This window comes from Cyanobium sp. BA20m-p-22 (assembly GCF_024346275.1).
Classification (GTDB): domain Bacteria; phylum Cyanobacteriota; class Cyanobacteriia; order PCC-6307; family Cyanobiaceae; genus Cyanobium_A.
In genome coordinates, this window is sequence record NZ_JAGQCQ010000105.1 from 1 (window position 1) to 10,723 (window position 10,723).

Sequence of the window (10,723 nt, forward strand, 5' to 3'; positions counted from 1 at the left end):
CATAGGTTCCCATCACCGCTGATGTGGAAACCGGCGAGATGGGAGCGGTGGGACTCGAACCCACAAACCCGAAGGCGCTCGAGTTTGAGTCGAGTCCGTCTACCAATTCCGGCACGCTCCCGCGATACAGAGCTTAGGCGGCGATGCCCGCGCCGCTGCCATGGCCACTGACCCGCTGGATGCGGGCGCCGGCGGCGTTGAGCTTGCCCTCCAGGTTGGCGTAGCCGCGATCGAGGAATTCCAGCCCCCGCACGGTGGTGATCCCCTCGGCGCCGAGACCGGCCAGCACCATGGCGGCCGAAGCTCGCAGATCGGTGCCCCGCACCGGCGCGCCGCTGAGGCGGGCAACTCCCTCCACGAAGGCGGTGTTGCCCTGCATGCGGATATCGGCTCCCATGCGCTGCAGTTCTGCCACGTGTTGCAGCCGGTTTTCAAAGATATTTTCGGTGATCACGCTGGTGCCCCTAGCCGTTGCCAGCAGGCTCATGAAAGGGGCCTGGAGATCGGTGGGGAAGCCGGGGAACGGCTGGGTGCGCAGGTCAACGGCATTGATCTGCTCGGCCTTGATCGTGAGGCCGATGCCGTCGTGCTCGATGCTGCAGCCTGCCTCCTCGAGTTTGGTGATCACGGCACCGAGATGCTCGGGAATCACCGGCGACACCCGGAGCTGGGAGCGGGTGATGGCCGCAGCCAGCAGAAAGGTGCCGGCTTCAATGCGATCGGGGATCACCGCGTAGTCGGCGCCGTGGAGACGCTCTACCCCGACGATCGTGATCGTGGGTGTGCCCGCGCCGCGGATCCTGGCGCCCATGGCGATCAGCAAGCCGGCCAGATCCAGCACCTCGGGCTCGAGGGCAGCGTTGTCGATCACCGTCTCGCCATCGGCGAGGGCGGCGGCCATCATCAGGGTCTCGGTGGCCCCGACGCTGGGGCAGTCCATATGGATGCGGCCGCCGGTGAGCCGATGGCCCCGGCCGGGGACGACTGCTGTGACGACCCCATGCTCAATAGTGACCTGGGCTCCCAGGGCCTTTAGCCCCTTGACGTGTTCCACCACGGGCCGGGTGCCGATTTGGCAGCCGCCCGGCAGGGGCACCTTGGCCATGCCCATCCGGGCGAGCAGCGGACCGATGCAGAAGAAGCTGGCCCGCAGGCTGTTCACCAGCTCGTAGGGGGCTGTGGAATTGTTGATCGCTTCGCCGCTGAGTTCCAGGCAGTCACCCTGGCGGCGCACCCGGCCACCGAGGCTGGTGAGCATCTCGCCCATGGCCGCGATGTCGGTGAGGGGCGGCACGTTGCGCAGCCGAACCGGATCGCGGGTGAGCAGGCAGGTGGCCATCAACACCAACGCCGAATTCTTGGCCCCGCTCACGTGGAGCTCGCCGCTGAGGCTGCGGCCACCACTGATCTCCAGCTGGGGGTTAAGAATGATTTTGGGAATTGAGCGGGGCTGGACAGCGTTCAAGCTCATCTAAGGGCTGCCCATCTAGTGCTGAGGCATATTGACAACAAAAGCTGAAGGCGTCTAGGCGGACGCTGGCGGAACTGGCTTGATCTCAAGACATTGGGCTTGCATCTCAAGAGCCCCCCTGGCCGTTGATCTTGAGTTGACCTGTGGTGAAGGGTCTCCCCTGATGTCCTATCTTTTATGGGTCGTTCCGGCGACGGCCACGCGGATGTGGCGGAATTGGTAGACGCGCTAGTTTCAGGTACTAGTGGCAGCAATGTCGTGGGAGTTCAAGTCTCCCCATCCGCATTTTTTTTATGATCGTCCTCAAGATTTCGAATGCCTCCGAGTTGATGGCCTCGAAGTTGGGCAAGTTTCTGGAGAGCCTCACCCCCGCGGGCCTCGACCAGACAACCATCGAGGACATGGTTCTCAAAAAGCTGGTCCAGAACCTTCAGGCCGAGGGTCTCAAGGGCGAAGTTGCTTCGGTGCGGGGTCTCGACCTGGACGGCAAGGAGCTGGTGCTCCAGGACCAGTTGCACGTGCGCAGGCATCAGACCTTCTGAGCTGGTGACCAGCGCCAGGCTGAACAGCGCAGAACCGATCACCAGCCGGCGCAATCCCTTGGTAAAGCGGCTGCGGCTGCTCCATCACGCCAGGGGGCGGATCCAGGAGGGTCTGCTGCTTTTGGAGGGAACCCACCTGCTCGAGGAGGTGCTGCGGCTGGGGCTGCAGCCGCTCGAGTTGCTGGCAACGCCGCCCTGGTGGGCCCGGCAGAGTGGCTTGGCCGCCGCCCTGCCGGAGGCCTGCATTTGCCACTTGGTCAGTGAAGAGGTGTTGGCGGCCATTGCCACAACCCACCATCCCGATGGGGTGGTGCTGACCCTTCCGCCCCCGCCGGAGGCCAGTTCCCGCCCCTGGCCTTCCCTGGTTCTGGCCCTCGATGGCCTGCAGGATCCCGGCAATCTCGGCACCTTGATGCGCACCGCCCTGGCCAGCGGCGTTGAGGCCCTGTGGCTGGCTGATGGCGCCGATCCCCTCCAGCCCAAGGTGTTGCGCGCTTCGGCGGGGGCGGCCCTGGCCCTGCCGCTGCGGCGCGAGCCCCGGGCTGCCCTGGGGGAGCGGCTGGCGGCGGCGCGGGCCGCGGGGCTGCAGCTGGTGGTGGCGGTTCGCCCCGGGGCTGGACCGCCCGAGCCGCTGCCCTACTGGCAGCTCGACTGGCGGCGGCCCACCGTGCTGCTGCTCGGCAATGAGGGGGCCGGCGTATCTGCAGACCTGGAGGCCCTGGCCAGCCAGCGGGTCACCATTCCCCACAGCGCGGCGGTGGAATCCCTGAATGTGGCGGTGGCTGCGGCCCCCCTGCTGCTCGAGCGTCTGCGGCAGCAGGCCGGAGCCTGAAGGGGGAGAATGCCCCCAACAACCGCAGTGCTGCCCGGTGAGCAACGCCCCCTCCCCCGGATCAGGTTTCGATTACGACGTGATCGTGATCGGGGCCGGTTACGGCGGCTTCGATGCGGCCAAGCACGCCGCTGACCATGGCCTACGGGTCGCCATCGTCGAATCCCGTGACCTGGGCGGCACCTGCGTCAACCGGGGCTGTGTACCCTCCAAGGCCCTGCTGGCCGCCAGCGGCCGGGTGCGGGAGCTGGCCGATGCCAAGCACCTAGCCGGTTTCGGCATCCATGCTGCACCGGTGCGCTTCGAGCGCCAGAAAATCGCCGACCACGCCAACCAGCTTGTGGCGACGATCCGCACCAACCTCACCAAGACCCTCGAGCGGGCCGGCGCGTCAATTCTGTTGGGCAAGGGGCGCCTGGCCGCTCATCAGCGGGTGACGGTGCGGGAGAGCGACAGCGGTGTGGAGCGTACGTACTCTGCCCGCGACGTGATCATCGCCACCGGCTCGGAGCCGTTTGTGCCCCGCGGTATCGAGACCGACGGCCGCACCGTCTTTACCAGCGACGAGGCGGTGAGCCTGGAGTGGCTGCCGCGCTGGCTGGCGATCATCGGCAGCGGCTACATCGGCCTGGAATTTGCCGATGTGTACACGGCCCTGGGCTGCGAGGTCACGATGATCGAGGCCCTGGATCGGGTGATGCCCACCTTCGATCCCGACATCGCCAAGCTGGCCGCCCGCAAGCTGATCGACGGCCGCGACATCGACGCCCGCGCCGGCTTGCTGGCCCGCAAGGTGACGCCCGGCTGCCCGGTGACGATCGAGCTGGCCGACATGGGCACCAAGGAGCTGGTGGAGACCTTGGAGGTGGATGCGGTGCTGGTGGCCACAGGCCGAGTGCCGACCAGCGCCGAGCTGAACCTGGCAGCGCTGGGGGTCGAGACCGAGCGCGGTTTCATCCCGGTCGACGACCAGATGCGGGTTTTGGTGGGCGGCGAACCCTTGCCCCACCTCTGGGCCGTGGGCGATGTGACCGGCAAGATGATGCTGGCCCACACCGCCGCCGCCCAGGGCACCGTGGCGATTGACAACATCCTCGGCCACGCCCGAGCGATCGATTACCGCTCAATTCCGGCGGCCACCTTCACCCACCCGGAGATCAGCTCGGTGGGCCTGAGCGAGGTCGATGCCAAGGCCCTGGCGGCCAAGGAGGGTTTTGAGCTGGGAACTGTGCGCAGCTATTTCAAGGCCAATTCCAAGGCCCTGGCCGAGCTGGAGAGCGACGGCCTGATGAAGCTTCTGTTCAACAAGAGCAGCGGCGAGGTGCTCGGTGCCCACATCTACGGCCTGCATGCGGCCGACCTGATTCAGGAGATCGCCAACGCCGTGGCCCGCCGCCAGAGCGTGGTGCAACTGGCCACTGAGGTGCACACCCATCCCACCCTCAGCGAGGTGGTGGAGGCGGGCTACAAGCAGGCGGCGGCCGCCATCGCCACTGCCCTTATCGACCCTGCCCTGATTGACCCTGCCCTGGTGGGGGTCTGAGATGGAGTTCCGTCGCCGCCCCCCCAACCCCAAGGTCAAGGTGCTCCATCTGGAGTACGCCATCCGCCACAAGGAGAGCGAACCGCGCCACATCCTCGAGAAAATCGTCTGGGAGAAGGACCGTGAAGTGGCCGCGGCCAGGGAGCGGGTGCCCCTGGAGAAACTCAAGCAGCAGGTGGCCGATCTGCCTGCGCCCCGGGATTTTTCAGCGGCCCTGCGGGCAGCCTGTCGCAAGCCGGCGGTGATCGCCGAGATCAAGAAGGCCAGCCCCAGCAAGGGGGTGATCCGCGAGGATTTCGACCCCGAGGCCATCGCCCGGGCCTACGCGGCCGGCGGGGCCAGCTGCCTGTCGGTGCTCACCGATAGGCAGTTTTTCCAGGGCGGCTTTGAGGTGCTGGTGCAGGTGCGCCAGGTGGTCGACCTGCCCCTGCTCTGCAAGGACTTCATCCTCAGCCCCTACCAGCTATTTCAGGCCCGGGCCGCCGGCGCCGATGCGGCCCTGCTGATCGCGGCGATCTTGAGCGATCAGGACATGGCCTACCTGCTCAAGGTGGCCAGGGCCCTCGGCCTCACCTTGCTGGTGGAGGTGCATGACGCCACAGAGATGGAGCGGGTGCTGGCGCTTGAGGGCGTGCAGCTGATCGGCATCAACAACCGCAACCTGGCCACATTTGAGACCGATCTGGCCACCACCGAGCAGCTCACCGCCAGCTATGGCGAGCAGATCCGAGCCAAGGGCTGCCTGCTGGTGAGCGAATCGGGGCTGGCCAGCCGCGACGACCTCGACCGGGTGCAGAGCGCTGGCGCCGATGCGGTGCTGGTGGGCGAAGCGCTGATGCGCCAGGCGGATGTGACGGCGGCCCTGGAAACCCTGATCGGGGTTTGACGGGGATGGCACCGCCAGCCCTCGAGCAGCGGCCCCGCTACGACCTGGTGGTGGTGGGGGCCGGGCCGGCCGGCGCCACGGCGGCGGCGGTGGCGGCCAGAGGTGGGCTGCGGGTGGCCCTGCTGGAGAAGCAGCCCTTGCCCCGCCACAAGCCCTGTGGCGGCGGCATGCCGGTGCCGGTGCAGCGGGAGCTGCTCGACCTGGCCCCCGAGGCGCTTGTGGATACGCGGGTGCGCTACATGCGCCATAGCTGGTGCTTTGGCCGGGCGGTGGAGGCGCCGATTGATCCGCCCGGCACGCCACCGGAGCAATCGCGCGGGCTGCTGATGGTGCAGCGGCCGCGCTTCGACCATGCCCTGGTCTGCCAGGCCCAGGCCGCCGGCGTTGAGCTGCTGGAGGGCCATGCCTTTGCCGGCCTCGAGCGCGCTGCTGGCGGTGTGACCCTGCAGGTGCGGCGGCGGGCGGTGGCCGGCCAGGAAGCCGCGGCGCTCACGCTGCTGGCCGATGCCGTGATCGGTGCCGATGGGGCCGCCGGAGGGGTGGCCGCCGCCGTGGGGCTGCGCCGCTCACCGCGGATCGCCCTGGCCCTGGAGCTGGAGGTGCCGCACCGCTGGGATCCGGCCGATCCGCTGCTGCGCACGGATCTGCTGCATCTGGAATACGGCGCCCTGCGCCGCGGCTACGCCTGGGTGTTCCCCAAGGCCGACCACCTCAACATCGGCGCCGGCCTCTTCTACGGCCGCCAGCGGGACCTGCGCCGCGACCCCAGCGCCCGCGCCCGCATCATGGCGGCGATAGGGGCCTATGCCGCCGCCCTGGGGGTGGCCCCCGAGCGCCTGCGGGGCCTGCGGGGCCACGGCCATCCCCTGCCCATCTGGGATGGGCCCGAACCGCTGCACAGCGCCGATGGCCGGGTGCTGCTGGTGGGCGATGCGGCCGGTCTGATCAATCCCCTCTTCGGCGATGGCCTGTTCCATGCCATCCGCAGCGGCCGGCTGGCGGCCGAGGCGCTGCTGGCAGGCCAGCCCTGCAGCCACACCGCCCGGGTGCATGGCCTGCTCGCCGATGATTTTGAGGCGGCGCGGCGATTGGGGCGGCTCTTTTACGGCCTGAGCGGCCTCACCTACCGCTACGGCATCGCCCAGCCGCGGGCCACGCCATTGGCGGTGCGGCTGCTGGGGGGCGAGCTGAACTTCCGGGGCCTGGGCCGCCGCTCGCTGCGGCGCATCGCCAGCGGGCTGTTGGGGGAGGTGGTGGGGATCGGCAAGGGGACGTGAGGGTTCTTGCGAACGCCGGTTGATCGGCCGGCCAAAAAAAAGCAGCCCCCGCCGCAGCGAGGGCTGCTTGAACAGGGATCCAGGAGGATCAAACCTTGCGGCTGTAGAACTCCACCACCAGCAGTTCGTTGATTTCGAGGGCGACCCACTCGCGCTCGCACTTGCTGATCACCTTGGCTGTGAGCTTGTTCTTGTCGAGCTCAAGGTGGGGTGGGATGTTGGCCAGGCCCGGGAATTCCAGGTTGCCCTCAGCCAACTTCTTGCTCTGTTTGCGCTCGCGGATGACGATCACGTCGCCGGCCTTGCACTGGTAGCTGGGGATGTCCACAACACGGTTGTTGACGGTCACGTGGCCATGGTTCACCAGCTGGCGGGCACCGGGCACGGTGGGCCCAAAACCCAGGCGGAAGCACACATTGTCGAGGCGGCTCTCGAGCAGCTTCAGCAGGTTGGTTCCGGTGGAACCCTCCTGGGCGCGCGCTTTCTTGACGTAGCGCACGAGCTGGCGCTCGGAGATGCCGTAGTTGAAGCGAAGCTTCTGCTTCTCTTCCAGGCGGATGGCGTATTCGGAGCGCTTGCGACGGGCTTGGCCGTGCTGACCGGGGGGATAAGACCGCTTGGCGGACTTACGGGTGAGACCGGGAAGGTCTCCCAAGCGCCGCGTGATCCTCAGACGAGGGCCGCGGTAGCGAGACATGAAGAGGTATTCAAAGGACGAGGGAAGCGACAGGCCCCCATGGCGCCGTGGCTTCGAGCATGCTGGGGAAACCCGTCTGCTCGCACCTAGATGCGCCAACGATCGATCCTATCGGTTGGGCCGCGCGACCTAGAGCTGCAGCCCGAGCCGACGCTGGCGTCGCTCGAAGCCGCTGGCCCCGGGGGGGTGGCCGGGCTGGTGGCGGCTCTGTTGCTTGGCTTGATTGGCCTCTACCGCCGCTGGCTCTCGCCCCTGCTGGGCCCCCGCTGCCGCTTCATCCCCAGCTGCAGCGCCTACGGCCTCGAGGCGATCAGTCGCCATGGCCCCTGGCGCGGCAGCTGGCTCACCCTGCGGCGGCTACTGCGCTGCCATCCGTTCACCCCCTGCGGCTGTGATCCCGTGCCCGATTAGATGAATTCGCTGGTTCTGATAACCCGCAAGGGCTGCTGCCTGTGTGAGGGCCTTGGCCAGAAGCTGGCCGCCCTGGCCCCTGCACCGGCAGTGGTGGTGATCGATGTGGACACCGAGCCGGCCCTGCAGCATCGCTACGGGCTGGAGGTGCCCGTGTTGCTGCTGCGCTCATCGGCTGGGGATCGGGAGTTGCCTCGGGTGCCGCCGCGGCTGGCCGGGGCCGGCTTGCAGGTTTGGTTGCAGAAGCAGGGTTTTTTCGGCCAGGAGGCTTAGAAAGACCCCATTCAGCCAACTGGTGCCATGACCCAGCTGCTCCATCCGGTCCTGCGGCAGGTGGGTCTGGAGGTGCCGGCGGACTTGCCGGACGGGGAGCTGGCCGGCATCAGTTGCGATTCCCGCCGCGTAGGCCCCGGTTCCCTATTTGTGGGGTTGCCAGGCACCCAGGTGGATGGGGGCTGCTTTTGGCCCCAGGCACTTCGGGCCGGCGCCCTGGCGGCCGTGATCAGCCCTGCGGCGGCCGCGGCCCAGCCGCCCGGCCCCGGGGATGGGGTGCTGGTGGCAGCCGATCCCCTGGCCCGCTGGGCGGGGTTGCTGGCGGCTGAGTTTTGGGGCCAGCCGAGCCAGCGACTCACCTTGATCGGGGTCACCGGCACCAATGGCAAAACCACCACCACCCACCTGATTGAGCATCTGGCCGCCGCCGCCGGCCGGCCGGCGGCCCTGTTCGGCACCCTGGTGAACCGCTGGCCCGGCCAGAGCGTCACCGCCCAGCACACCACCGCCTTCGCCGACCTGCTCCAGGCCCAGCTGGCCCAGGCCGTCGAGGCCGGTGCCCAGATCGGTGCCATGGAGGTGAGCTCCCATGCCCTGGATCAGCAGCGGGTGGCGGGCTGCCGGTTCGCCGGTGCCGTGTTTACCAATCTCACTCAGGACCACCTCGACTACCACCCTTCGATGCAGGCCTACTTCGAGGCCAAGGCCCTGCTGTTTGCCGAGCCGTTGCTGGCGGGCGGGGCGGTGGTGAACGCTGATGATCCCTGGGGCGCCCAGCTGGCGGCCCGGCTGGGCGCGAGCTGCTGGCGCAGTTCCCTGGAAGACCCCAGCGCCGAGCTGTTCATCGCTGAGCTGCAGCTCGGCGCAGCTGGCGTGCGCGGGGTGCTGCGGACGCCGGCGGGGGAGGGGCCATTCCACTCGCCCCTGGTGGGGCGCTTCAACCTGATGAACCTGCTGCAGGCGGTTGGAGCCTTGGTACAGCAGGGAGTTCCCCTGCCCCGGTTGCTCGAGGGGCTGGCCAGCTTCGGCGGCGTGCCCGGCCGGATGGAGCGGGTGGTGGTGGGTGATGGCCAGGGGGATCCGGCGGTGCTGGTGGATTACGCCCACACTCCCGATGGCCTGGAAAACGCCCTGGCGGCCTGCCGGCCCTTCACGGCGGGGCGTCTGATCTGCGTGTTTGGCTGCGGCGGCGACCGCGACCGCAGCAAGCGCCCCCAGATGGGTGCCATCGCAGCGCGGCTGGCCGACCAGGTGGTGGTCACCTCCGACAACCCCCGCACCGAAGACCCCCTGCAGATCCTGGCCGACGTGGTGGCGGGCATTCCTCCTGGAGGATCCACTCAGGTCGAGGCCGACCGGGCGGCCGCCATCGCCGCCGCCATCGCCACTGCCGCACCTGGGGATCTGGTGCTGATCGCCGGCAAGGGCCACGAGGACTACCAGATTCTCGGCACCACCAAGGTTCATTTCGACGATCGGGAAGAGGCGGAGAAAGCCCTGCGCCGCCGGCGTACCACTTAGGGGCTGAATGTATCGAAATATACCCAGTGACTTGTTTGTGCAAGGTGCTCTGGGTACATTTCTCTTGTTATTTCAGCCATCTTTGTGACAACCTCTGTTCCGATGGTCAAGAAGCTTCTTGCCGAAGGTTTCGGTACTTTTTGGCTGGTGTTGGGAGGCTGCGGCAGTGCCGCAATCGCCGCTAATTTCCCTTACATCACTGGAGCTGATATTGCCCCGGGCAATCCCTTTGGTCTGGGTTTTCTGGGCGTGTCGCTGGCCTTTGGTCTCACGGTGGTGACCATGGCCTATGCAATTGGCCACATCTCTGGATGTCACCTCAACCCGGCGGTCAGCTTCGGCCTTTGGGCCAGCGGCCGAATGAAGGGTTCGGAGTTGCTCCCTTACATAGTGGCTCAGGTGATTGGGGGTGTGCTGGCCGGAGGCTTCATCAAGCTGGTGGTGGCCGGTGGACCGGCGTTTGATTTAGTAATGTCTGGCAGCAACCCGCTTGCAACAAATGGTTGGGGCAGCCATTCACCGGGTGGCTATGGCTTCTGGGCGGCCTTGATCGTGGAGCTGGTGCTCACCTTCTTCTTCCTGTTGGTGATTATTGGGGCCACCGATCGTCTGGCACCATCTGGTTTTGCTGGCCTTGCTATCGGCCTCACTCTGGCCCTGATTCATATGATCAGCATCCCGGTGACCAACACATCGGTGAACCCTGCCCGTAGCACTGCAGTGGCTGTTTGGGCCGGAGTAGAAGCGATGGGTCAGCTCTGGCTGTTCTGGCTGGCACCGATTGTGGGGGCCCTGCTGGCTGGCTGGGTGTACCGCAATGTGTTCAGCGACCAGGCTTCTTGATCCCAATTAGATCTAGGCAAGCTGGATCTAGATAAGGAGGGGCGGAAGCCCCTTTTTGTTTGGGGTTGGGAGCGTCTCAGGCCGTTTGCAAAGCTTCAAGCAGCTGCTCGATTTCAGCTTCGGTGCTGGTGATGTGGGTGCAGGCCCGCAGGCAGTGGGGATCGTCGAGGCTGCGCAGCCAGATGCCCTGTTCACCCAGGCGCTTCACTACCCTTTCTGGATTTTCGCCGCTGAGCTCAAAGCTCACCAGCCCCGCTGGTGGCGGCAGCTCCAACAGGGTGCGGACCCGGGGGTTGGCCTGCAGTCCTTGCCAGAGATAGCCGCTGCGCTGCTGAATCAGGGCCAGGCGCTCTTCGGCAGTGCCTTCCGCCTCCAGCAGGTGCAGGGATTGCTCAAGCCCAGCGCAAAGGGGTACGCAGGAGGTGGC

12 protein-coding genes and 2 tRNA genes are annotated in these 10,723 nt (G+C 67.0%); 10 read left to right on the forward strand and 4 right to left on the reverse strand.

The genetic code is table 11. From position 1 onward, the window contains the following. Positions 1–39: 39 nt before the first annotated feature. Positions 40–121: transfer RNA gene (locus KBZ15_RS10350), tRNA-Leu, on the reverse strand. Between the two features lie 12 nt (positions 122–133). Beyond that, positions 134–1,471: a UDP-N-acetylglucosamine 1-carboxyvinyltransferase gene (murA, locus tag KBZ15_RS10355; RefSeq protein ID WP_255015143.1), complete on the reverse strand. Its 1,338-nt coding sequence runs from the start codon at positions 1,469–1,471 to the stop codon at positions 134–136. A 201-nt stretch (positions 1,472–1,672) separates the two neighbouring features. Between murA and KBZ15_RS10360 the strand changes: the two genes are divergently transcribed. From KBZ15_RS10360 to KBZ15_RS10385, 6 genes are all read left to right on the forward strand, one after another. Further along, positions 1,673–1,756, forward strand: a tRNA-Leu gene (locus tag KBZ15_RS10360). 44 nt (positions 1,757–1,800) lie between these two features. Beyond that, entirely contained in the window at positions 1,801–2,013 is a 213-nt protein-coding gene (locus KBZ15_RS10365) for a hypothetical protein (RefSeq protein WP_396123433.1), read from the forward strand. 4 nt (positions 2,014–2,017) lie between these two features. Further along, positions 2,018–2,845 (forward strand): RNA methyltransferase, encoded by an 828-nt coding sequence (locus KBZ15_RS10370; protein ID WP_255015145.1) that lies wholly within the window; start codon positions 2,018–2,020, stop codon positions 2,843–2,845. Positions 2,846–2,882: 37 nt separating this feature from the next. Further along, positions 2,883–4,388 (forward strand): dihydrolipoyl dehydrogenase, encoded by a 1,506-nt coding sequence (locus tag KBZ15_RS10375; protein ID WP_254930018.1) that lies wholly within the window; start codon positions 2,883–2,885, stop codon positions 4,386–4,388. 1 nt (position 4,389) lies between these two features. Beyond that, on the forward strand, positions 4,390–5,274 hold the full coding sequence (gene trpC, locus KBZ15_RS10380; protein WP_254930036.1) for an indole-3-glycerol phosphate synthase TrpC: 885 nt from the start codon (positions 4,390–4,392) through the stop codon (positions 5,272–5,274). Positions 5,275–5,279: 5 nt separating this feature from the next. After that, positions 5,280–6,551 carry a geranylgeranyl reductase family protein gene (locus KBZ15_RS10385; protein WP_255015146.1) on the forward strand — a complete coding sequence of 424 codons (1,272 nt, stop codon included), beginning with the start codon at positions 5,280–5,282 and terminating at the stop codon, positions 6,549–6,551. An 88-nt stretch (positions 6,552–6,639) separates the two neighbouring features. On the opposite strand, the gene rpsD is transcribed toward KBZ15_RS10385, so the two are convergent. Continuing rightward, a complete protein-coding gene (rpsD, locus tag KBZ15_RS10390; protein ID WP_254930035.1) occupies positions 6,640–7,248 on the reverse strand; it encodes a 30S ribosomal protein S4 in 609 nt (202 codons plus the stop codon). Between the two features lie 90 nt (positions 7,249–7,338). Here rpsD and yidD point away from each other — a divergent pair, with 90 nt between their 5' ends. The 4 genes from yidD (at position 7,339) to aqpZ (ending at position 10,296) form a co-directional block, all read left to right on the forward strand. Continuing rightward, the gene (yidD, locus tag KBZ15_RS10395; RefSeq protein ID WP_255015147.1) at positions 7,339–7,659 is read left to right on the forward strand and encodes a membrane protein insertion efficiency factor YidD; all 321 of its coding nucleotides are present in this window, start codon (positions 7,339–7,341) and stop codon (positions 7,657–7,659) included. Next, positions 7,660–7,932: a glutaredoxin family protein gene (locus KBZ15_RS10400; RefSeq protein ID WP_255015148.1), complete on the forward strand. Its 273-nt coding sequence runs from the start codon at positions 7,660–7,662 to the stop codon at positions 7,930–7,932. It abuts the gene before it with no gap. Positions 7,933–7,959: 27 nt separating this feature from the next. Then, positions 7,960–9,453 carry a UDP-N-acetylmuramoyl-L-alanyl-D-glutamate--2,6-diaminopimelate ligase gene (locus KBZ15_RS10405; protein WP_255015150.1) on the forward strand — a complete coding sequence of 498 codons (1,494 nt, stop codon included), beginning with the start codon at positions 7,960–7,962 and terminating at the stop codon, positions 9,451–9,453. Between the two features lie 102 nt (positions 9,454–9,555). Then, positions 9,556–10,296 (forward strand): aquaporin Z, encoded by a 741-nt coding sequence (gene aqpZ / locus KBZ15_RS10410; protein WP_255015153.1) that lies wholly within the window; start codon positions 9,556–9,558, stop codon positions 10,294–10,296. Positions 10,297–10,372: 76 nt separating this feature from the next. Here aqpZ and KBZ15_RS10415 read toward each other — a convergent pair. Continuing rightward, positions 10,373–10,723 (reverse strand): aminotransferase class V-fold PLP-dependent enzyme (locus KBZ15_RS10415; protein ID WP_255015152.1); only part of this gene is annotated, 351 nt, incomplete at its 5' end.

What these genes read in the sequence shown, in the direction of transcription:
- rpsD (WP_254930035.1), bottom strand. Translation starts at nt 7,248, where the DNA reads ATGTCTCGCTACCGCGGCCCTCGTCTGAGGATCACGCGGCGCTTGGGA.
- yidD (WP_255015147.1), top strand. Translation starts at nt 7,339, where the DNA reads ATGCGCCAACGATCGATCCTATCGGTTGGGCCGCGCGACCTAGAGCTG.
- KBZ15_RS10400 (WP_255015148.1), top strand. Translation starts at nt 7,660, where the DNA reads ATGAATTCGCTGGTTCTGATAACCCGCAAGGGCTGCTGCCTGTGTGAG.
- KBZ15_RS10405 (WP_255015150.1), top strand. Translation starts at nt 7,960, where the DNA reads ATGACCCAGCTGCTCCATCCGGTCCTGCGGCAGGTGGGTCTGGAGGTG.
- aqpZ (WP_255015153.1), top strand. Translation starts at nt 9,556, where the DNA reads ATGGTCAAGAAGCTTCTTGCCGAAGGTTTCGGTACTTTTTGGCTGGTG.
- murA (WP_255015143.1), bottom strand. Translation starts at nt 1,471, where the DNA reads ATGAGCTTGAACGCTGTCCAGCCCCGCTCAATTCCCAAAATCATTCTT.
- trpC (WP_254930036.1), top strand. Translation starts at nt 4,390, where the DNA reads ATGGAGTTCCGTCGCCGCCCCCCCAACCCCAAGGTCAAGGTGCTCCAT.
- KBZ15_RS10385 (WP_255015146.1), top strand. Translation starts at nt 5,280, where the DNA reads ATGGCACCGCCAGCCCTCGAGCAGCGGCCCCGCTACGACCTGGTGGTG.
- KBZ15_RS10365 (WP_396123433.1), top strand. Translation starts at nt 1,801, where the DNA reads ATGGCCTCGAAGTTGGGCAAGTTTCTGGAGAGCCTCACCCCCGCGGGC.